This is a genomic window from Pannonibacter carbonis (genome assembly GCF_003012935.1).
Classification (GTDB): Bacteria; Pseudomonadota; Alphaproteobacteria; order Rhizobiales; family Stappiaceae; genus Pannonibacter; species Pannonibacter carbonis.
Window position 1 is genome coordinate 157,368 of record NZ_PUDR01000007.1, and the last position, 21,263, is coordinate 178,630.

24 protein-coding genes are annotated in these 21,263 nt (G+C 65.0%); 19 read left to right on the forward strand and 5 right to left on the reverse strand.

Annotation, left to right across the window (positions count from 1 at the left end; genetic code table 11):
* Positions 1-10: 10 nt before the first annotated feature.
* From C8348_RS11590 to C8348_RS11630, 9 genes are all read left to right on the forward strand, one after another.
* On the forward strand, positions 11-868 hold the full coding sequence (locus C8348_RS11590; protein ID WP_106753499.1) for an ATP-binding protein: 858 nt from the start codon (positions 11-13) through the stop codon (positions 866-868).
* Positions 869-890: 22 nt separating this feature from the next.
* Entirely contained in the window at positions 891-1,667 is a 777-nt protein-coding gene (locus C8348_RS11595; protein ID WP_106753500.1) for a hypothetical protein, read from the forward strand.
* A gap of 79 nt (positions 1,668-1,746) precedes the next feature.
* Complete coding sequence (locus C8348_RS11600; RefSeq protein ID WP_106753501.1) at positions 1,747-1,977, forward strand: hypothetical protein; 231 nt, start codon at positions 1,747-1,749, stop codon at positions 1,975-1,977.
* A 140-nt stretch (positions 1,978-2,117) separates the two neighbouring features.
* The gene (locus tag C8348_RS22405; protein WP_007426738.1) at positions 2,118-2,345 is read left to right on the forward strand and encodes a DUF6511 domain-containing protein; all 228 of its coding nucleotides are present in this window, start codon (positions 2,118-2,120) and stop codon (positions 2,343-2,345) included.
* An 11-nt stretch (positions 2,346-2,356) separates the two neighbouring features.
* Positions 2,357-2,572, forward strand: a complete 216-nt coding sequence (locus C8348_RS11610) for a hypothetical protein (RefSeq protein ID WP_106753502.1) — start codon at positions 2,357-2,359, stop codon at positions 2,570-2,572.
* Positions 2,569-3,366, forward strand: a complete 798-nt coding sequence (locus C8348_RS22260) for a hypothetical protein (RefSeq protein WP_106753503.1) — start codon at positions 2,569-2,571, stop codon at positions 3,364-3,366. The genes C8348_RS11610 and C8348_RS22260 overlap by 4 nt, the downstream gene beginning before the upstream one ends.
* The gene (locus tag C8348_RS22410) at positions 3,363-4,112 is read left to right on the forward strand and encodes a hypothetical protein (RefSeq protein ID WP_106753504.1); all 750 of its coding nucleotides are present in this window, start codon (positions 3,363-3,365) and stop codon (positions 4,110-4,112) included. The genes C8348_RS22260 and C8348_RS22410 overlap by 4 nt, the downstream gene beginning before the upstream one ends.
* Positions 4,109-5,428 (forward strand): ATP-dependent DNA helicase, encoded by a 1,320-nt coding sequence (locus C8348_RS11625; RefSeq protein WP_106753505.1) that lies wholly within the window; start codon positions 4,109-4,111, stop codon positions 5,426-5,428. Before C8348_RS22410 ends, C8348_RS11625 begins: the two co-directional genes overlap by 4 nt.
* 8 nt (positions 5,429-5,436) lie before the next feature.
* Positions 5,437-8,022, forward strand: coding sequence for a VapE domain-containing protein (locus C8348_RS11630; protein ID WP_106753506.1), 2,586 nt, complete (start codon positions 5,437-5,439; stop codon positions 8,020-8,022).
* 329 nt (positions 8,023-8,351) lie between these two features.
* Here the strand turns inward: C8348_RS11630 and C8348_RS11635 are convergent, their stop codons facing one another.
* Complete coding sequence (locus C8348_RS11635; RefSeq protein ID WP_106753507.1) at positions 8,352-11,426, reverse strand: AAA family ATPase; 3,075 nt, start codon at positions 11,424-11,426, stop codon at positions 8,352-8,354.
* Positions 11,423-12,565, reverse strand: coding sequence for an exonuclease SbcCD subunit D (locus C8348_RS11640; protein WP_106753508.1), 1,143 nt, complete (start codon positions 12,563-12,565; stop codon positions 11,423-11,425). The genes C8348_RS11635 and C8348_RS11640 overlap by 4 nt, the downstream gene beginning before the upstream one ends.
* Before the next feature lie 77 nt (positions 12,566-12,642).
* On the opposite strand from C8348_RS11640, the gene C8348_RS11645 reads away from it, so the two are divergent.
* From C8348_RS11645 to C8348_RS11690, 10 genes are all read left to right on the forward strand, one after another.
* Entirely contained in the window at positions 12,643-13,461 is an 819-nt protein-coding gene (locus C8348_RS11645) for a BrxR family transcriptional regulator (RefSeq protein ID WP_106753509.1), read from the forward strand.
* Positions 13,462-13,897: 436 nt separating this feature from the next.
* Entirely contained in the window at positions 13,898-14,422 is a 525-nt protein-coding gene (locus tag C8348_RS11650) for a crossover junction endodeoxyribonuclease RuvC (protein WP_106753510.1), read from the forward strand.
* Positions 14,415-15,062 (forward strand): endonuclease domain-containing protein, encoded by a 648-nt coding sequence (locus C8348_RS11655; protein ID WP_157950426.1) that lies wholly within the window; start codon positions 14,415-14,417, stop codon positions 15,060-15,062. Before C8348_RS11650 ends, C8348_RS11655 begins: the two co-directional genes overlap by 8 nt.
* The gene (locus tag C8348_RS11660; protein ID WP_106753512.1) at positions 15,059-15,259 is read left to right on the forward strand and encodes a hypothetical protein; all 201 of its coding nucleotides are present in this window, start codon (positions 15,059-15,061) and stop codon (positions 15,257-15,259) included. Before C8348_RS11655 ends, C8348_RS11660 begins: the two co-directional genes overlap by 4 nt.
* Positions 15,252-15,680, forward strand: a complete 429-nt coding sequence (locus C8348_RS11665; RefSeq protein WP_106753513.1) for a DUF6362 family protein — start codon at positions 15,252-15,254, stop codon at positions 15,678-15,680. The genes C8348_RS11660 and C8348_RS11665 overlap by 8 nt, the downstream gene beginning before the upstream one ends.
* Before the next feature lie 74 nt (positions 15,681-15,754).
* Positions 15,755-16,930: a Fic family protein gene (locus C8348_RS11670; RefSeq protein WP_106753514.1), complete on the forward strand. Its 1,176-nt coding sequence runs from the start codon at positions 15,755-15,757 to the stop codon at positions 16,928-16,930.
* A 534-nt stretch (positions 16,931-17,464) separates the two neighbouring features.
* Positions 17,465-18,157 carry an HNH endonuclease gene (locus tag C8348_RS11675; RefSeq protein WP_157950427.1) on the forward strand — a complete coding sequence of 231 codons (693 nt, stop codon included), beginning with the start codon at positions 17,465-17,467 and terminating at the stop codon, positions 18,155-18,157.
* Positions 18,132-19,451 carry a DNA modification methylase gene (locus C8348_RS11680; protein ID WP_106753516.1) on the forward strand — a complete coding sequence of 440 codons (1,320 nt, stop codon included), beginning with the start codon at positions 18,132-18,134 and terminating at the stop codon, positions 19,449-19,451. The genes C8348_RS11675 and C8348_RS11680 overlap by 26 nt, the downstream gene beginning before the upstream one ends.
* Before the next feature lie 191 nt (positions 19,452-19,642).
* Positions 19,643-19,924, forward strand: coding sequence for a type II toxin-antitoxin system ParD family antitoxin (locus C8348_RS11685; RefSeq protein ID WP_106753517.1), 282 nt, complete (start codon positions 19,643-19,645; stop codon positions 19,922-19,924).
* Positions 19,921-20,223, forward strand: coding sequence for a type II toxin-antitoxin system RelE/ParE family toxin (locus C8348_RS11690; protein WP_106753518.1), 303 nt, complete (start codon positions 19,921-19,923; stop codon positions 20,221-20,223). Before C8348_RS11685 ends, C8348_RS11690 begins: the two co-directional genes overlap by 4 nt.
* A gap of 73 nt (positions 20,224-20,296) precedes the next feature.
* Here C8348_RS11690 and C8348_RS21955 read toward each other — a convergent pair whose 3' ends face one another.
* The 3 genes from C8348_RS21955 to C8348_RS11700 all read right to left on the reverse strand — a co-directional run bounded on the left by C8348_RS21955 (position 20,297) and on the right by C8348_RS11700 (position 21,222).
* Positions 20,297-20,470: a hypothetical protein gene (locus C8348_RS21955; protein ID WP_157950428.1), complete on the reverse strand. Its 174-nt coding sequence runs from the start codon at positions 20,468-20,470 to the stop codon at positions 20,297-20,299.
* 100 nt (positions 20,471-20,570) lie between these two features.
* Complete coding sequence (locus C8348_RS11695; protein ID WP_106753519.1) at positions 20,571-20,831, reverse strand: hypothetical protein; 261 nt, start codon at positions 20,829-20,831, stop codon at positions 20,571-20,573.
* Between the two features lie 166 nt (positions 20,832-20,997).
* Positions 20,998-21,222 carry a hypothetical protein gene (locus C8348_RS11700; protein WP_106753520.1) on the reverse strand — a complete coding sequence of 75 codons (225 nt, stop codon included), beginning with the start codon at positions 21,220-21,222 and terminating at the stop codon, positions 20,998-21,000.
* Positions 21,223-21,263: the final 41 nt, after the last annotated feature.

A 21,263-nucleotide genomic window follows, 5' to 3' on the forward strand; every position in this document is an offset into this window, starting at 1 on the left:
GGAGAACCCCATGGCCTTCCGCATCATCACCGCCGACGAACGGCTTTCGGCCGCCGAGAACAAGACGTCCCTCGCCATCTTCGGCCCGCCCGGCGTCGGCAAGACGACGCTCCTGAAATCCCTGCCCGCCGAGGAGACGGTGTGCCTCGACCTCGAGGCTGGCATGAAGTCGGTGCAGGACTGGCGCGGGGACTCGATCCCGGTGCGCAGCTTCACCGATTTCCGCGACCTCGCCGTGCTGATCGGTGGGCACGATCCGGCCCAGCATCCGAAGTCCTGGTACGGCGCCGAGTATCACGCCTGGCTGCAGCAGCAGTATCTCGGCACCGGCATCGAGGACTTTCTCGCCCGGAAACGGATCGTCTTCGTCGACTCGATCACCGACCTGACGCGGCAGGCCATGGCCTATGCCCGCCAGCAGCCGGAGGCCTTCTCCGAGCGGACTGGCAAGCCGGATGTCCGCGGCGCCTACGGGCTTCTGGGTCGCGAGGTGATCCAGGCGCTGAAGCATCTCCAGCATGCCCGCGGCAAGACGGTGATCTTTGTCGGCGTGCTCGAGAAGGTCACCGACGAGTTCGGCGCGACGACCTGGCAGCCGCAAATGGAGGGCACGAAGGCCGGGCGCGAGCTGCCGGGCATTGTCGACCAGGTGGTCTCGATGCAGCTCTTCGGCCGCGACGCCAAGGGCGACTGGACCCTGGATGAGACCTCCGCCGAGCGCCGGCTTGTCTGCCGCTCCGGCAACCCCTGGGGCCTTCCCGCCAAGGACCGCTCCGGCCGGCTCGACACCACCGAGGCCCCCGATCTCGGCGCGCTGATCGCGAAGATCGACGGCCGTGCAGCCGCCCACACCGCCACCCCCTCCTGATCCAGACGCAAAGGACAGACCCATGAGCTACGATCTCAACGACGCCCAGCCGCAGATGGCCCCCATCGGCGAGCTGATCCCCGACGGCACCTTCGCCAAGGTCCGCCTGACCGTACGCCCCGGCGGCGTCGACGGCGCGACCCCGATGGACGCCAAGCTCCTGAAGGCCTCGCAGTCGAGCGACGCGAAGATGCTGGACTGCGAGTTCACCATCCTCGAGGGGCCCCATGCACGGCGGAAGTTCTGGCAGAGCTTCACCGTGGCGGGCGGCAAGGTCGACGAGAAGGGCCAGTCGATCGGCTGGAAGATCTCGAAATCCACCTTTCGGGCGATGGTCGACAGCGCTCTCGGGCTCGACCCCAGGGACGAAAGCCCCGACGCCAAGGCCAAGCGGGTGCTGCCCGGGCTCAAGCATCTCGACGGCATCGTCTTTGCTGCACGGATCATGGTGGAGCCCGCCTCCAACCCTCAGTACCGGGACCAGAACCGGATCGCGAACGTCGTTCTGCCCGACGAGCCGCAGCATGCCCCGACCATGCGCGGCGAAACCGTGCCCCCGGAGCCCGTCAACGCCCCGCCGCGCAAGGCCGCGAGCGCGCCGGCGCCGGGCTGGCAGGCGCCGACACCGGCATGGGGGGCGCAGCCGCAAGCGCCGTCCGCGGCTCAGGCCTGGGGCGCTCAAGCGCCGGCCCCGCAGCCGCCCACGCAGCAGCCGCCCGCCCAGCAACCGGCTCAGACCCCGCCGTCCCCACCCAGCGGGGCGCCGGCGACCGGCATGCCCGCCTGGCTCAATGGCTAAGGCGCGGTCGGCAGCACGGCGGCGGAGGTCGACCCGGCCTTCGCCGCCGCCCGAGGCCCGGCGCGATCCGGCCGGGCCGATGACCCCGGATGAATGGCAGGCGCATGTGACGCGCGAGGCGGCGCTGGAGATCGGACGATGGCTCGAGGCCCGAGGAAGACTGCACGCCCCCATCGCAAGCCTCGGCCTCGGCGATCTCGAAGCCATGGCCAGCAACGCGATCTCGCGCTGGTTCGTGCTCCAGTCCGAAAAGCTCCAGAGGGCGGGCTGGCCGCCCGAGGACCCGATCGGGAGCTTCTTGCTCGGGTAGAGCTCTGCGCCGTCTGCGCCCGCGAGGCGCGCGGCTTCGGCTACTGCCACGGCCTCCGCTGGGATCGCCACCCCTACCACCGCTTCTGCTCGCGCCGCTGTCAGGACGTGGGCAGCGCCATTGCCCAAAGGAACAACGGCATGATCGACAAGACCGCCCGCGAGGCCCGTGCGATCCGCGATGCGCGGACGCTCTTCGCCGAAGCGCTCACCGACCTCGGGCTCATGGAGCCCTTCTTCCACCGCAGCGCCGAGGACATCGACCGCCTGATCGAGGCGGCCGTCACCGGCTACATCGACAGCATGCAGGACCAGGCCGCGCGCAAGGAGCGCACCGGCACGGCCCTCGACGACCCCATTCCGTTCTGAGGGGGCGCGCGATGATCGACCTGAACGAAGACACCGCGTCCTGCAGCTGGAAACCTCTGCTCAAGACGGCCACCGAGAACGCTGTCACCGACTTCGAGATCGAGTTCTGCGACAGCCTCCGCGAGAAGCTCGCGCGGTTCGGAGAGAGCGCCCGGCTGACGGACGCGCAGTTCCACAAGCTGACCTGCATCGCGCAGGCCGGCGGGTTCTGGGAGCGCGAGAGATGATCGACCTCAACCATGGCTCGGGCTGCCTCTACGGCGCCGGCGCGCCACGCCCGCCCATCGCCGAAGCCGTCTCCGCGGCCATCGACACGGCGCTGTCCGCGCGCAACCGCGCAGAGCGTCCGCGCACCTATGTCAGTTCCTCGGGTCTCGGCCGCGACTGCCTGCGCCAGATCCAGTACGACTTCCTCGCGGTGCCCAAGGACGAAGGCCAGGAGTTCGCGCCGCGCACGCTGCGCATATTCGAGGCGGGCCACCGGGCCGAGGACATCGTCGCAGGCTGGTTCCGGATCGCCGGGTTCGACCTGCGGACCGAGCGACCCGATGGACGCCAGTTCGGGTTTGAGGCCCTCGGCGGCCGCTTCAAGGGTCACATCGACGGCTGTTTCATCTCCGGCCCAGTCGCGATGGACTATCCCGCGCTCTGGGAGAACAAGGCGCTCGGCGCAGCCAGCTGGAAGGACGTGGTCAAGCGTGGCGTCAGCCTCGCGCGACCCGTGTATGCGGCGCAGATCGCCCTCTATCAGGCCTACATGGAGCTGCCGGCCCCGGCGCTCTTCACCGCGCTGAACCGCGACACGATGGAATTGCACGCCGAGCTCGTGCCCTTCGACGCGCGTCTCGCGCAGGAGATGTCGGATCGCGCCGTCGCCGTGGTGCGGGCCTCCGAGGCCGGGGAATGGCTGCCGCGCGCCGCGGCCGAGCCGAGCGCAGTCCTGTGCCGGGGTGGGATGGCGGCCGGCAAGTGGCACGCGCCCTGCGCCTGGGCGACACGGTGCTGGGGAGAGCGGCGATGATCCCCGACGCCTACGAGCTCAAGCGGATCGTGCGCGCGCATCGCGACCGGTTCTGGTGCTCCGACCTGCTTGGAGCGGCAGAGTTCGCGCCGATCTACTTCTTCGACGATCAGGCCGCCTTCGATGGCGAAATCGTCGACCGCGCGATGACCCGGGTCTTTACCGGTCCGCTTCGGCTGCCGCATCCGTCCGTGATCTTCGAGGTGCGCGAGCAGCGCGCGTCTCCCTCGGGGCTGATCGTCTGTGCCCGCGCCGACGGCGACATCGTCGAGGCCACGTTTCTCATGCGCAAGCGGGCGCCGCGCGGCTGGACGGATTGCCTGGTGCGGGTCTGGATGCATCCGGACGGCAAGGCGGAGATCGAGGGCAACCCGGCCGAGTGGAGCGACGAGACGGTCCGCGGTCACGGCGAAGTCGCCGCCGGCATCGTCTGGCGCGCGCTGACCATCCTCGGCGCCTCACCTGAAATCCGCGACCGCAAGGTATCGCACGCGAAACGCTCCCGCCTGTCCCGCGAGGGCGTGCGCGGATGGGTCTGGCGCCAGGTCGCCATCGATCCGGCGCGCCTGCAGGCAGCGACGCCGCCGCAGGGCGGCATTCACGCCAGCCCGCGCTGGCACATCCGCCGCGGTCACTGGCGGCAGCTCGCGGACGGTCGCCGGGTCTTTGTCCGCCAGTGCGAAGTGGGCGATCCGACCCGCGGCGGGATCGTCAAGGATTACGCAGTGGAGATGCCCCAGCCATGACCGAGTTCACCCCATCCGCCACGCAGGCCGCCGCGATCCGCGAGATCAAGGAGTGGTTCGAGACCAGGACCGAGCAGCAGCAGGTGTTCCGCCTCTTCGGCTATGCCGGGTCCGGCAAGACCACCGTGCTGAAGTTCGCGCTCGACGAGCTTGGCCTCTCGCCCCACCGCAGCGCGAAGGACGGCCGCTGCGTGCCCGGCGTCGTCACCGCCACCTTCACCGGCAAGGCTGCGCTGGTGCTGAGCCGCAAGGGCACGCCTGCGCGCACCATTCACAGCCTGATATACTCGGTGATCGAGTCGACCGAGGAGGAAATCGAGGAAGCCGCGCGGAAGATCGCGCTGGCCGAACGCGACTCGCTTCGCCTCACCGGGTTCGCGCGCACCACTGCCGATGCCGCAATCGAGTCGATGCGCCAGGGGCTCTCGGCGATGAAGCATCCGCGCTTCGCCCTGAACCCGCAGAGTGACGCCGCGGACGCCCGGCTGATCGTGCTCGACGAGGTGTCGATGGTCGGCGAGGAAATGGCGCGTGACCTGATGAGCTTCGGCAAACCGATCCTTGTGCTCGGCGATCCGGGCCAGCTGCCGCCGATCCGGGGCGAAGGCGCCTTCACCCGCGACGAACCGGACGTGATGCTGACCGAGATCCACCGCCAGGCGGCCGAGAGCGCGATCATCCGCCTCGCCACCATGGCGCGTGAGGGCCGGCCCATCGGCTTCGGCGTCTACGACGACCACGTCGCCAAGCTCCGCAAGGGCGACATCACGCCGGAACAGGCGCTGCGCGGCGGCCAGCTGATCTGCGGGCTGAACGCCACGCGGCTGCAGATCAACAACGCCATGCGCGCGGCGGCCGGTCTCGGCGGGAGCTGGCTGCCCACGGGGCCGGCCGAGAAGATCATCTGCCTGAAGAACCAGAACGATCTGGGGCTGATCAACGGGATGTTCGTGACGCTCGAGGACATCGTCGACGAGGGCAGTCTCTACTTCTCGGCCGTCGTCCATGACGAGGACGGGCGCCACATCGGCGAGCCCTATGAGGACGGGCGTCCGGGCCGGCTGCGCATCTACAAGGGGCATTTCGAGGACCATGTCGCCTACGACGACAAGCGCCATGACCGCGATTACAAGGAGAAGCGCCTGCTGACCGAGGCGACCTTCGGCTGGGCGATCACCGCGCACAAGGCGCAGGGCTCGCAGTGGGAGAACGTGATCGTCTGGGACGACGGACTGGGCCGCAGCGAGATCGACCGGCGCCGCTGGCTCTACACCGCGATCACCCGGGCTGAGCGCGGGCTCGTCCTTCTGGCCTGAGGGGCGCGATGATCGACCTCAACGACATCGCGGTCCCGAAGACCCGGCACGATCTGGCGGCGGTGAAAGAGCGGCTTGCCTGCACGGCCGCCGACTGGCTGCCGGGGCTCTTCCCCGAGGCCCGGCTCGCGCGGGACCGTCGTTCCCTGCGCTGCGCGGACCTCTCCGGTCGACCGCCGCGCAAGGAGGGCTCCTGCACCATCCATCTCGACGGCCCCTATGCCGGCTGGGGCTTCGACTACGCCACCGGCGAGCGGGCCGGTCCCATCGACCTGATCGCGCAGGCGACCGGTCTTTGTGACGGGTCGCTCTTCGACGAGGCAGCGCGGCTCGCCGGGATGGATCGCCCTGCGCCGCAGCCTGCGCCTAAGTCGCCCATGCACACACGTCCCGACCACTCGGCCGAGATCGCGCGTCTGGTCGGTGGGGCCGTGCCCCTCGCGGGCACGCCGGGCGAGACCTATCTGCGCGCCCGCGGGCTCTCGGATCCCGGATCGCCCGATCTGCTGTTCCACCCCGATCTTCCGGACTTCGACAGCTGCCGCGGCTGGCCCGGCCTGATCGCCATCCTGCGGTTGCATGACGGGCAGCGCGCGCCGGGTATCCACCGCACGTTCCTGCTCGACGACGGCAGCACCAAGGCGCCTCCGGGCAAGAAGATGCTGGGCAGTGTTAAGGATGCCGTGGTCCGGCTGTTCCCGATGCCGGAGGACGGCCACATCGGCATCGCCGAGGGCATCGAGACCGCGCTCGCCGCGCATGCGCTCTTTGGCATGTCGGTCTGGGCGGCGCTGTCGGCCGACGGTCTGGCGCGGTTCCAGTGGCCCGAGAGCACCCGGCGCGTCACCATCTACGCAGATGTCGGGGACGCCGGCCTCCAGGCGGGAGCGACGCTCTCGGACCGTCTGAACCGCGCCGACATCCCGAACGAGATCGTCGCCCCGCTGCATGGTGACGACTTCAACGACGATCTGCAGCGCGGCGCTCGCGCCGAGGATTACGCGCGCTCGGCAGACACCACATCGGTGTCGCAGGCCGAGGAAACGGAGACGGCCACCCCGATTGTCGCGTCTGTCGATGATCCCGCCACCCTGATCGCCGCGGCCGATACGCTGACCAACCCACCCGAGTTCGAAGCCCTGTCCACGCTGCTCGGGCGCATCGCGCTGGCGAGGCTCGATCCTCTGCCCGAACGGCAGGTCATCGCGCGGATCAAGTCCGCGACCGGCATCGGCATCTCGGTCCTGACCCAGCAGCTGGCCGAACTCGGCCGCCGCGTGAACGCCACCGGCGATCCGCACGCCCCGATCCCGAAGCCTGCCTGGTTCAGGCGCCTCCGGCTCGACCTCGCGGGGGCACCCGAGCGCAACGAGGCCAATGTCATCGTGGCGCTGACATCCGATCCTGCCTTCGCCGGCGTTCTCGCTTTCGACGAGTTCGGGCAGGAGATCGTGGTGCGCCAGCCGCTGCCGTGGGATTGTGCGACCGCGCCACTCCCGCGCCCCTGGGAGGACGCCGACGACATCCGCACCGCCGAATGGCTGCAGCTGCGCGGCATCAACGTGGCGCCGGTGGTCGTCAGCCGCGCCGTCGGCGCCGTTGCCCGCGAGCTGCGCATCCATCCCGTCCGCGACTGGCTCGACACCCTGACATGGGACGGCACGCCCCGGATGGAGACCTGGACCAGCGCCTATCTCGGCGCCGACCCCACCGCGTTCAACCACACCATCGGCGCGCTCTGGCTGATCTCGGCCGTCGCCCGCATCTACCGCCCCGGCGTGAAGGCCGACCACATGCTGATCCTCGAGGGGCCGCAGGGCGCCCGCAAGTCCACTGCAATCAAGGTACTGGCCGGCGAGGAATGGTTCACCGACGAGCTGCCCGAGCTCGGGTCCAAGGACGCGGCGCTGCACATGCAGGGCGTTTGGATCGTCGAGATCGCCGAACTCGACGCCATCGGCCGCGCCGAGGTCTCGCGCATCAAGGCGTTCCTGACGCGAACCACCGACCGCTTCCGCCCGCCCTATGGCCGCTACACAGTCGAGGTGCCGCGCCAGTGCGTGTTCGCCGGCACCGTGAACCCCGACACCTATCTGCGCGACGAGACCGGCAACCGCCGCTTCTGGCCTCTCCGCTGCGGCGCCATCGACATCGCGGCGCTCGCCCGCGACCGGGACCAGCTCTGGGCCGAGGCCGTCCACCGTTTCCGAGCCGGCGCAATCTGGTGGATCGACGACCCAGCGCTGCTGGCGGAAGCCCGCGAGGAACAGGGCCGCCGCTACCAGTCCGATGCCTGGGACGACCTGATCGAACACTGGCTGACGCACGAGATCCGCACCGTCTCCGATGGCTTCCCCGACTACGGCAACTCCCGCACCGAGAGCGTGCCGCGGCCGGAGCCGCTGCGGGACGTGTCGGTCGGCGAGATCCTCGAGGAGGCGATAGGGCTCGAGCCTGCCCGTTGGACCAGACGCGATCAGACGCGTGTTGCGGCGTATCTGAAGGCGAATGGCTGGAAACGGGAACAAGTGCGCATTGGGTCAGGCCGCAACGCGCCGAGAGTGTGGCGATATCGCCGACGCATGGAAGATTAGCGCTAGGCCTCGAGCCTACCCTGCTTCGGCATAGAGCGCGAAGAGGTCCGGTGTGTCGGCGTCTCGCTTTCGCGAAAGTCGCTCACCCAAGTGGAGGCAGGGATGCTTGATCCTTGAGAGTCCTTTTCGCCCCTCGAAATGTGCGCTCCCGCCGTTGGGCATTCGCACCGTGATGACTTCGGCACCGCACATAGGGCATTGGTGACGAAGGCTTCGACGCTTCTTCTCGTCTGGCGAATGCTGCAGCACCCAGCTTGCCCTGACTTCAATAGTCCTTCCGTCCGGCAGCCGCCGCGAATGTGAGCGTCTTGGAATCCAGCGGTGACCCATCAGACAAGCCCTCTTTCTTCCACACTACTCCCGGAGATCCCTTTTCTGACATAGAAGCCGTTGGGGATCGCCTCCTGGACGAGCGGCACATGCGAAATCAGACCCACGGCACGGTTCTGTCGGACGATGGAGTTGAGGACCTGGAGTACCTGGTCGAGCGTGCCGGACCCGTTTTCGGTGTCGAGGCTTCCAAACCCTTCGTCGATGAAAATCGTGTCAAGCCGCACCTTGCCGCTCGCACTTTCGACCACGTCGGCAAGACCGAGTGCGAGAGCGAGCGCGGCAATGAACGTCTCGCCACCTGAGAGGGTGCTCGTGGCGCGCGATTTCCCGGTGTGAACATCGAACACCTGGATGCCAAGCCCGCGGCTACCTCGTCCGGCCCCGTCGAGATCTCGCTCGAGCCTGTAGCGGCCGGAGGTCATTGGCGCGAGCCGCAAGTTAGCCGCTTCCAGCACTTGGTCGAACATCGTGCCGATTGCGAATGTCTCCAACGACAGTCTTTGCGAGTTCTGCCCGTTTACCAGAGCTGCCAGTTCGCGCAGCGGGCCGGATGCAGCTTCAGCTTCATCAAGCTTGCGCAGGGTCTCCTCCAACCCCGTTCTCAGCTTATCCAGATGATCGACACGGCTCTGGGCGGCGACGCGCTCTTCTATCGCCCTGCCGAATGCCTCGGCATGGGTCTGGTGCGTTTCCCGTAGTGCTTCGAGATCAGGCCGGGACATCCCTTGGATCGCAGAGGCGGCATCTGTGGCTGCATCGGACGCACTCTTGTGCTCGCGCCGGTAGGTCTCGACGGCTTCCCTATCCTCATCGAGAGTTTCGATGGCCGGCTTGAGAGACTGAAACGCCTCTGCTGTGAGGCCAGCGCCAGCCAGTCTTGTTCGGAAGACCTCCGCCGCCTTCTGATGGCGCGTCTTGCTGTCCGCGAGCGCCTTGTCCGCGCTTTCGAGATCCTTGACCGTGCCGAGTGCTTTTTCGCGAGCGGAGTTCAGCGCCTTTTCCGCCGCGGTCCGCGCCGCCTGAAGCGACTCCAGCGACCCGGTCACCTTCTCGAGTGTGGCCGCGAGCGCCGGCACATCGCGGAGGTTCTCCGGCACCTCTGCGAGCCTGCCATCGCGCGCCGCTTTGGCCTCAGTTGCCTTGTTCCGCCGCTCATCGAAGCAGTCTCGCAACTCATCGCGTTTCCGCTCCAATTCCTCGATCTGCAGTTCCAGTTCCTCGATCCCGGTCTCCGCGGCAAGAATGTCGACCCGGGGCCCAAGCGCTGCGAGTGCGTCGTCTTCACGACCGATCTGTGCCGCGATGACGGCTGCACGCTCCGCTGGCGGTTCAAGGGTGGACAAGCGCTTCTGTCGCTCCTCGAGCGTCGCTTGCACCCCGACCAGTGCTTCGCCAGCTTGCCGGGCTTCACGATCGGCGGCCAGCCATGCTTCTCGTGACTCTCGGAATGCCTTGTCCAGGCCGGCACTACCGATTTCGCCAGTCGCCGGCGCAGGATGTTCGGTTGCGCCGCAGACCGGACATGGCGACCCTGCTTCCAGTCTCGTCGCAAGGTGCAGCGCCTGTGCGGCCGCGAGATTTCTTTCGGCCGTCTCATAATCATCTCGCGCCTTCTCGGCCTTTCCGGCCGCAGCTTCCGACTTCCGCAGTTGTTCTTCGACAGCGGCCTGAGCCGTTGCAACATCCTGCAAGGCGCCCTCGTAGGGCTTGGCGGCCAGATGCCGTTTGTCGAGCTCTGCGCGCCGGCCCGCGATCTCGGCGCGCTTCGCCTCCGTTTCGCGTGCAGCTTTCAGCTCGGCGCTTTTCGTGATGCGCTTCTCCTGGAGCTTGGTCAGTTGTGCCTTTGCCGCCTGAAAAGCGTTGTCGGCGTCCCGCTGCTCTTTCAGCGCGGTTTCGACTGCCTGATTGCTATCGGCTGCTGCCTCGAGGATTCGACCATACCGCTCCAGTTCATCGCTTCTCCGGCGCAGGGTTTCGACCTCATCGGCACGGTCTTCCTCACGCCGGAGCGCCTCTGCCGCCTTTTCTGCTTGTTTCGCGGCGATATCGGCGGCCTTGTCTGCCTCTTCGCGCTTGGTCTCGGCTTCACCAACCTCGCGTTCGGCATCCCTCACACGTTCCTCGACATCGATCAGACCGCGCGCGCGCTCGGCTTGTCGGACCTGCTCGGCAAGCGCCTCGATATCGTCCTTCCGCGCCTCAAGTGCGCGAAGCCGCTCCCTCATCTTTTCGGCCGCCGCGAACTTTTCCTCGATGGCCTCCGCCTGGTGCAACGCCCTCTCGGCAACTTCCGCCGTCGCCTTCTTGGTTTCTTCGATCGCGCGAAGTTCCGCACATCTCGCAGTTGCGGTTTCGATGCCCGCGATCAGTGCATCGGTGCTCTCGAATCCTTCTGCCGCGAGCTGCCTGGCACAGAGCGCACGTTCATCCCGCACCTGCCGTTCAGCCTCATCGGCTGCGGACTTGAGATCGGCCATGAGCTTCTCGTACAGCGAGACATCGAAGAGTTCTCGCAGGATTTCGAGACGCTCTTTCGTCTTGGCCGAAAGGAACTTCTCGAAGCGCCCTTGCGGCAGAAGGACGATTTGCCGGAACTGCTCAGAGCCGTATCCGAGCATCTCCATGACAGCCGCGTCGACGTCGCGCACCTTCTTCTCGGCTACGATCTTGCCCTGTGCCGCATCTGTAATTGCGTCGAGCGACATTCCGGTCGCATCGAACAGATAAGCTTCGTGCGTGCTACGGGTCTCGCCCTCACCGCGCGCCTTGGGTCGCATCTGGTCGGGTCGGCGAAGCACGACATATCGCCGCTCACCAATGTCGAATACGAACTCTGCCTCGGTCATTACATCCGGATCGGCGTGATCCGAGCGCAGCGACGGAGCGTCTTGCTCCGCCTTGGCCGCTTCTCCAAAGAGCGCAAAGGTCATTGCGCTGAAGATGGTCGATTTGCCTGACCCCGTCTGTCCGTATATGCCGAAGAGGCCCGCCTTGACGGCATCCCGGAAGTCGATGACGACCCGGCTAGGATATGGACCGAACGCCTGAAGTGTGAGCCGAACCGGTCTCATTGCACATCCTCTGTCTCACGCAGGCGACCAAGGGCCGATGCTACGACAGCCAGTTCTTTTTCCGAGATCCGGTCTTCGCGCACATGCTCGAGGAAGTCGCCAATGACTTCGACAGGGCTCGCAGCCGCCGGAGCGCGCCCCGCCAGCGATTTGACTTCTGGCGCGCGATCGTTCCGCTCGTAAACAAGTTCACAAGCGTTCGGGAACACGTCGCGGATGCGCTTCATTCCATCGATCACGGGCGTATCGTCGGTAAGAACGATCTTGATGAAATCGTCAGATCGGTCCGCGAGGAGAAGCTCTGCGTGTCGTCCCCTCAAAACGCGCACCCGACGAATGGGCTCGAAGGGAATGGTCTCTACCGTCGTTCGGCCGACCGCATCGATCTCGACGAGGCTCATCGACTTCTGGCAGTCAGATTCATCAAATCCGAAAGCCAATGGCGATCCCGAATACCGGATATGAGATGCACCGACCGATTGCGGCCGGTGCAGATGCCCGAGCGCCACATAATGAGCACCTTCGAACACGGATGAACTGACCGTCTCGACGCCCCCCACTCGAGTGAGAGGCCGCTCACTTTCGCTGCTCGCCGCCCCAGCTACAAAAGCATGCGAAACGACGACCCATCGCGCGCCATCGGGAATGTTACGCCGACTGCAAGCCACCTGAGCCGCGAGGATGTCCTCGGTGGTGTGGAGAGCTTCATCGGCGAAACATTCGCGGGCGGCATACTCATAAGCGAAGGGCAACCCTGTGAACGCCACGGGTCCGTATGCGTCACTGAGGATCAGAGGTTTCTCGTCAGCACTGATGGCTCCGCGTATCAACGCGCGCCGTGTGTCGGTCATGATCGCCATGGATGCGATTCGATCACCAGAGTCGTGATTGCCGGCGATCATCACCACGGCTGCCTCAGTCTCCGAGGCCACGCGCGCCAGGAACCCATTGAACTGGCGCACAGCAGACGTCGGTGGGGCAGCCCGATCAAATATATCTCCCGCAATAACAAGGACATCAATACCATTCGACGTGATCGCCGAAACGATCTGATCGAGAACTGCGCCGTGGTCGGCATCCAGAGGGATCCCGTTCAACTGACGCCCGAGATGAAGGTCGGCGGTGTGGAGAATCCTCATTGCCATAGTCCGTATAATTTTTAATCGTATAATTTCTAGATGGACATTTCGTCAGGAGTCAAGGTAGGGATGCACCCATGACGCTCGACGACCTCAAGCATGCTCAGAGAGAGCGCCTGATCTTTCTGGACCGCTGCCTGACTTGGCGGGGCATGGCGAACCGCAGGGATCTGATCGAGCGCTTCGGTATCTCGACCGCGCAGGCGGCGCTGGACTTCCGTGTCTACCTAGGTCTCGCGCGCAGCACGCCGCCCATCTACGATCCGGTGCGAAAGACCTACATCGCCGCGAGCGAGCACGAGCCCTTAGCACCATCCGGCCTGACCGAAGCCTTCGATATCTTGGCGAGCGACGATGAAAGCACGCCTTCGGCCGCGTTGCCCCGACCAGAAAGGAAGGCAGATCGGAGGACCATCGCGCTTCTTCATCAAGCAATCAGGTCGGGGAAAGCCGTCCACGTCCGATACACATCCATGTCGTCCGGCGCCGACGATGGGCAGTGGATCGCCCCGACCCGCTTCACGTCGGATGGTGAAAGCGTTCACGTGCGTGCCCACAGCTTCAAGCACGGCGAATATCGGAACTACCTCCCGATCCGCATCGATCCTGACAGCTCGTTCGAGGAGAAACTCCTGGCTGAGCCACTGCCGGTGGACGTGGATTGGAACACTCGGGCAATCATCTGGCTGCGCCCGAAGTCAGGGCTTTCGGATCGACAAGCCAGCGTAGTCCGAAGGGAATTTGGCTTTGAGGGAGAGTTCCTGCGCGTTGAAACGCGGAAGGCACTGGAGTTCTTCTTCAATCGGCGTTGGGGACTGGATGAGAAGGGCGCGCGGCTTGAGCGGGCGAAAACTGAATACGAGCCGATCGCGCCGGCATGGCCGAACGATCATTGAGAGCGCGGCAAGTGGTAACCTTTGAGCGGCTCGTGTCACCAACCGCCAGCGTCATCAACCGTGACACCATCCCCACGCGAAACTCGGTGACACGAGAAACTCTGCAATTCCAACGGTGTCACCGACCTTGCCGAGTGCCACCAACCGATTTTCTACCTTCATGTGAAGACCGACATAGCGGGTGGCGCCCATCTCATCTCTACGAGGGAAATGATAGGGGGCATTGGTGACACCAAGAATGGTGACAGCGCCAGTTAATATATTGAAAAATATTAGAAAGATCGTGTCACCAATCGAAAAAGGGCTTCACATAGTCGGTGACATCGCTTGAACGGCGATAGCTGATAGCGGCTCCGGACCGGCTTGTTTCGTTGGGCTTTCCTAAGTATTCTGTGAACGATCAAAGCCGAAGGCCCACAGCTTGTGAGCCTTCACGATGCACACACCGATCCCCGCGCAGGACGTTCGCCCCGAGCCGGGCGCGATTTTTCGATCCTGCATTCTCACCCTCGACCTTGCAACCACGACCGGCTGGGCGCTTCGCAGCCATGACGGACTGATCACCAGTGGCACGGTCAGCTTTCGACCCGGCCGCTTCGACGGCGGTGGCATGCGGTTTCTCCGCTTCACCAACTGGCTGACCGAACTCGATCGGCTGTCCGGGCCCATCGCCGCCATCTGGTTCGAGGAGGTCCGTCGGCACGCCGGCACTGACGCGGCCCACATCTACGGCGGGCTGATGGCCACGCTTACATCGTGGGCCGAACTGCGCGGCATTCCCTATGAGGGCGTGCCGGTCGGAACATGGAAACGATGCGTCTGTGGCAAGGGCAACGCCAGCAAGGACGAAGTCGTCGCCGCCATGGTCGCCAGAGGCTTTGCGCCTTCCAGCTCCGATGAGGCCGACGCATTGGCCATCCTCCATTGGGCCATCGCGACGAACGGAGGCATCGATGGCTGACAAGTGGCATTCGCCGGTCGACCGCGTCTGCGAAACCTGCGGGTTGGCGTTCACGGTCCAGTACCAGACCACGCGGCGGTTGGGTGGCGGTCGTTATTGCTCGCCGACGTGCAATCCGCGCGTCAAGGGCGTCGCCCGAAGCAGGGTCGCCCTGAAAATGGGGGCAAAGCGCGCCCTCGTTGACGTTGCATGCGCCGGGTGTGGACGGAACTTCCAGACGCGAGTGAAGAACATCGCGCGCGGCGGGGGACGCTATTGCTCGCGGGCATGCAACCCGGGCTATGAACGGCGTTACGAACCTTCGGAGAAATACCGCCGCCACAATCTGAAGCGGAACTACGGCCTCTCGAGCGCCGAGTTCGATCAAATGCGCTTGGCCCAGCAGAGTCGCTGCGCCATCTGCCGGTCGCTTCCGGACGAGCCCCACGGCGTGCTGGTGATCGACCACTGCCATATGACAGATCGCGTAAGGCAGTTGCTGTGTAACAACTGCAACATGGCTATCGGCCTGCTTCGCGACGACGCGGTCACCGCCACCAAATTGGCAGCTTATCTGCTCAGGCATGATCCCGACGAGACCGACGGCGAGTTGGCACTCTCCATTCTTCAGGAAACCCTGTACGCGGAGAGTCTCGCATGAGGTGGTACCCGAAAGGCTACGGCGGCACGCGTCGGGATCCCGACCAGGTTAAACGCGATGGCTGGCATGACGAGGGTGTGCTCGCCGTCTCCGTTGACGACCATCGCCTGACCTGGCCGGAGCGCGAGCTGGTGCGTCAACTCGGTGAGAAGCTGTATGGGCCACGTGCGGGCAACCGGGAGGCTGCGAATGGCTGAGTGGACGCCTACTATGGTCGAGGACCGGCTCGAGAGCGCGGCCGACGTGTTCCGGTCGCAGCCCGAGGTGAAGCCGCAGGGCTACTTCAACGCCTGGCCCGAGTACTTCCACAGCTTCGCCGACCAGGTCGGCCAGGAGCCTCGGATGCGCCGACCCAAGCCCGGGCCGCGTGACATCACGCAGGCCGAGGATGCTCTGCTCTGGCTGCGCTGGCTCGAAAAGGACGATGCTCGCCTGCTCTGGCTGCGTGCCAACCGGACGCCCTGGAAGCCGATCTGCTGGGAACTCGGCATCAGCCGCGCCACCGCCAACCGGCGCTGGCAATACGGGATCGCGGTCATCGTCTGGCGGCTGAACGGCAGGCGCGTACCGAAGAAGCGGTCGATGGAGTTCGTAGTGGCGAAGGCGGGCCAGGCTTGAATAGCGACGGAAGGCTATTCAAGCTTGACGCCACATGTCTTAATAAGGACTGGTGGTTGTTAAAGGGTCGAACGATGACGACAGAGCAGAACCAAAGGCTGGGCACCTTCGCTGAAACAAGCGTGGGCGGCGAACGCGTTCGCGCCTATGTGCCTGCGCCACTGCCGCCAAACCCGCCGCTCGACCTGCCGCAACTGATGAGTGTCTACGAACGCGCCATTGCGGCTGTCGGACGCCTCGACGGGATGGCGACGATCCTGCCGTCGACCCCGCTCTTCCTCTACATGTACGTCCGCAAAGAGGCGCTGCTGTCTTCGCAGATCGAGGGGACGCAGTCCTCGCTGTCCGACCTCCTGCTCTTCGAAAACGACGAGGCGCCCACGGTTGAACTCGACGATGTCACCGAAGTCTCGAACTACGTCGCGGCGATCGAGCACGGTGTCGCCCGCATTCGCGGCGGCTTCCCGCTCTCGCTCCGCCTGATCCGCGAGATGCACGAGATCATCCTGAGGTCGGGCCGTGGAGCCACCAAGCAGCCCGGCGAATTCCGCCGATCGCAGAACTGGATCGGCGGCACGCGCCCGGGCAACGCCCTATTCGTACCACCGCCTCCAAACCAGCTCGATGCCTGCCTTCATGCCTTCGAAGGCTTCCTGCACACCCGCGAGGCGGGCCTGCCGCCGCTCATCCGGGCCGGGCTTGCCCATGTTCAGTTCGAAAGCATCCACCCGTTCCTCGATGGCAACGGCCGATTGGGACGGCTGCTGATCACGCTTATTCTGGTCGAGGCGGGTGTCCTGCGGGACCCGATCCTCTATCTCAGCCTGTTCCTGAAATCCCGACGCGATGACTATTACCGGCTTCTGCAGGAAGTCCGCCAGGCGGGCACCTGGGAGGCCTGGATGGAGTTCTTCCTCACGGGGGTCGCGGAGACGGCCGAGCAGGCGTCCGAGACCGCCCGCGACCTGATTGCCATGTTCGATGCGCACCGCACGCAGATCGGAGCGCTCGGGCGGTCCGCACCATCGGCGCTGCGCGTGCACGAATTCATGCAGGCCCGCCCCATCGTCACCATCCAGACGGTCGCGGACAGCCTCAAGACCTCGTTCCCGACGGCGGGTGGCGCGCTCGAGAAACTGGCGGACCTCGGCATCGTGCGCGAGACGACCGGCAAGCAGCGCGGTCGCATCTACGCCTACTCCGACTATCTCGCCCTGCTGGATCGCGGCACCGAACCACTGCGCGCTTGAATCCCGCCGCACCATGTCAACCCGCCTTCGGCGCGCGAGACATTTTCCTGCGAGACATCGCAAGGCGAGACGGATCGCCCTTCTGACGCTATCCATGGCGATATGCTCGCTCTCGTGCGCTCAGGCGAACCGCCGTTCCTCCTGCGGTGGACACCGGAGCTGGCTTCTGGCGTCCAGCCAGAGTCCATCCGGCCAAGCCATTGTTTTCCGGTTCCTTTCCGGGCCGAAACGTATGCTGGCGGGCGAAGCGCGGGACTTCGCCAGCGACTGGCCTCGATTTTTGGGAAGCCACCGGGGTCCAGCGTCCAACCGCGACGCCGTGAAACCCTCGTGAAATCAGAGACCTGACCGGCAACACGGGATGGATGCCCGGTGGATGCCGGCTCCAGCCGGAAGCCGGTGGACACCACCGCTCCGGAGTCCACCTCGGCGGATGCCGATCCTTCATCGACAGGACCCTGCATGCCCCTCGCGCACGGCACTGCGGCGAGCACGGACGCCGTCGCGCCGTGCGCCAGGTCTCGGAACCGCGGGATGCGCCTCCGGACCTGCACAGCGTGCGGCAAGGTCGAGAAAGTGCGCGCCGACAACCCTGCCACTCAATGTCGACCGTGCGCCGCGCGGCCGGCGCTGGCGCAAGGCCGACGCGCTCGATCCGCGGATCGGAACCGTGAGACCTGCCAGCACTGTGGCAGGGTCTTCCCGGCGCCGCCGAGCAGCCGCCAGCAGTTCTGCAACCGCGCCTGTCGCCACGCGGCGCAATCGGTCGAACGGACCTGCGCAACCTGCGACGGCTCGTTTCGCATCGCCAGGTCGGTCCTGTCGGATCGCACGAATTCCAGCGGGCGGTTCTGCTCGCGGTCCTGCTACGAGCGCCATCTGTGCCGGACGCCGCGCATCCGCGGGCGCGGCTCGCGCTGGAAAACGATCCGCAAGGCTGCGCTCCGGCAGACGCCATTCTGCGCCTGCTGCGGAAAGACCAGGCACCTTCAGGTGCACCACATCATCCCGTTCCGCCTGACGCGGGACAACTCGCCAACCAACCTGATCCCGCTTTGCCGCGCCTGCCACAAGCGGGTGGAGAGCGTGTTCCACGATGTCGAGGCGGTCGATCCGCCGCTCCCAGTCACCAAGCTCGTCCTGTTCTGCAGCATCCATGCGCGCCGGACGGTGACCCTTCACATGCTCAAGAGTTCCGCCCATGCCGGCCAACGCGCTGCAGCTTGAACAATGGCCCATCGGCCGCCTCGTCGAATACGAGCGCAACCCGCGCAAAAACGACGACGTGGTCGACCGGATGGCGCAGGCCATCGTCGAGTTCGGCTTCCGCATCCCGATTGTCGCGCGCAGCGACGGGCTGGTGGTTGACGGGCATCTGAGGCTGAAGGCCGCCCGCCTGCTCGGTCTCGACACCGTGCCCGTGGTCCTCGCCGATGAGCTGTCGGAGACGCAGATCAAGGCGTTCCGTCTGCTGGCCAATCAGTCGGCGAACTGGGCGGAGTGGGACGAGGCGCTGCTGTCGGCCGAGCTGCAGGACCTGCTGGCGGACGACTACGACCTGTCGCTGGTCGGCTTCTCGGACGGCGAACTGGACAAGCTGCTGGCCTTCGATCCTGACGGGGGCGGCGAGGAAGAAGGTGGCGCCGGAGGCTCCGTGCCGCCGGTGACCATCCCGGAGCCGCCACGCAATCCGGCGTCGCGGACGGGCGATCTGTGGATCCTCGGCGATCATCGTTTGCTTTGCGGGGACAGCACGAGCCACGAGCATGTGCGCCGCCTGATGAACGGCGAGCGCGCGATCCTGTTCGCGACCGACCCGCCGTATCTCGTCGACTATGACGGCTCTAACCACCCAACACGGAACAAGGACTGGTCCGCGTCCTACGGCACGACCTGGGACGACAGCTCGCAGGGCGCCGAACTCTATGACGGTTTCATCGCGACGGCTGTTGCCGAGGCCATCACCGAGGATGCGGCCTGGTACTGCTGGCACGCCTCTCGCCGCCAGGCGATGCTCGAAGCTTGCTGGGAAAAGGCCGGCGCCTTCGTGCACCAGCAGATCATCTGGGTGAAGGATCGCGGCGTCCTGACCCGGTCGCACTACCTTTGGAAGCACGAGCCCTGCTTCATGGGCTGGCGGCGGCCGAACCGCCCGCCGAAGGTGGCGGAAGAAACCCTTCCCTCGACTTGGGTACTTCCCAGCTTCTCCAAGGACGAGCGGCCCGATCATCCGACGCCGAAGCCACTCGACGCCTTCGGGATCCCGATGCGCCAGCATGTGGCGCGCGGCGGGCTCTGCTACGAGCCCTTCTCGGGATCCGGCTCGCAAATCATGGCGGGCGAAGCCAACAGCCGCCGCGTCTTTGCGATGGAAATCAGCCCCGCCTATGTCGATGTTGCCGTCGAGCGGTGGCAGGCAGAAACCGGCCGCGACGCGATCCTCGATGGCGATGGTCGGACCTTCGCTGAGGTGAGGACCGAGCGGCTGGGGGATGGATCGAGCAAGACCAGCGGCACCTAGCCTTGCAGCAATGCGCTCCCCTTATCCAACCAAACCCAACCGGGACATTGTCCAGACACGGACCTCAAACCCACCGACCATGACGATCACAATGATCGACAAGGATGCACCGCGCCCGAGGCATGCTGGTCGGCGACGCTTTGGTATGATATTTTCATACTGCTTTCTCGGTCGCCACGGAACGATGCTTTATGTCCGCCAGCCACAAAAGAACAATCAGCCTGCCAGCAGAACACGCCGCGTTCATCGATCGCCTCGTGGAGTCTGGTGTTTATGGATCAGCCAGCGAGGTGGTCCGTGCCGGCTTGCGCGCATTGCAGGAGCGTGATGCGGCCGTGGAACGCTGGCTGCGTGAAGAGGTTGCACGCACATATGATGACGTCGCAGCCAGTCCTGAGCAGGTTGTGCCGACGGAGGTGGTTCGAGACCGCTTGCGCGCACGGCATATCAAACGCAGCAGCACCAGCCAGTGAGGGAACGCAAGGTTGAGTTCAGCTTCGAAGCGGAGGCGGAACTCATGGAGATCTATGACTGGATCGCTCGAGCCGCGTCGCCAGATGTGGCGTTTGGCTACGCCATGCGTGTCGAGACGTTCTGCAGGAAGCTTGGAATTGCATCCGAGCGCGGCCAGCTCCGCGATGATATCAGGCCGGGCTTGAGGATCGTGGGCTTTGAACGTCGCCTCACGGTCGCGTTCAAGGTCGAACAGGACCGTGTCGTGATCCTGCGCTTGTTTTTCGGCGGTCGTGACTGGGAAGCCCAAATGGACTGAAGCTGGGTCGCGCGGAGATCATGCAGTCAGATCATTCCGGCATTCGATGCGATTTTTACGGGCACTGGCGCGGTCATTTCAATTGAGGCAGCTCATCGAAGAACTGGCCTGCCTCAATGCCCTCGCCGGCACGGGCCTGCTTAAGACCCTTGCGGATCCCCGCGACAGTTTCGCGATGATCAAGCTGGTTCTGCATCTCTTGTCCCTCCGGGTTATCCGTTCCAAAGATCAAGCGTTCTCGGTTCATCACATCGATCCTCAAAACGCCCCTCGAACGCGGCGAGGCTAAAGCTGGTACTGTTGCCTTGGACGAACTGCGGCGATACCACGAAGAAGGGGGCGCGTAATTACGCGTCCCATTCCGGGTCAACGTCAGGCGTAAAGCTGACGCCGTACTTCTCGGCGTGGCGCTCGCAATAGTAGTCCCATACCCACTGGGCATCATAGGTGCAATCGTGGCGCGGGTAGTTGTCGCGCTCGTCTTCCATAGCGAGCACTGAAGCGGTCAACAGCGCCTTGTCCATCAAATAGGCGGCGCGGTCAAAATCGACTTTCTTTGCTCCGCCGCCCGGACGCGTAGCAGCAGTCAAAACATACGTGTGAAACATCGGCGATTTTCTCTCCTGCCAATGGCTCAGTATGGCATTTTTCTGATTAAAATTCAATAAGATCAACAAGATTTAGATGCACTTATGCGGGCTGCTGGCGCACTTGATGCGGGCCCTTCTACGAGACCGAGCCCGCCAGTCGGCGGGCAGCCCGGAGGGGGTTACCTCACTTGGTGTGCTCGCCCTCGCGAAAAGCGCTGTCCGTGATCTCGCGCAGCTTGGCGCGGTAGTGGTTCAGGGTGCCGACATGGCCCCAGTTGATCTCGTCGGGGTTGGTATCGAAGTGGTCGGCGCTGAGGGCAACGAGCCGCTCCAGCATGGCGTCGATCTCGATCTTGGCGGCAATAAAAGCGTCGAGGGCCTTGGCGTTGTTGGTTGCTTTGCGTGTCATTCTGGTGGCTCCCTGCTGGGGTTTAATCCTTGCGCTGGATT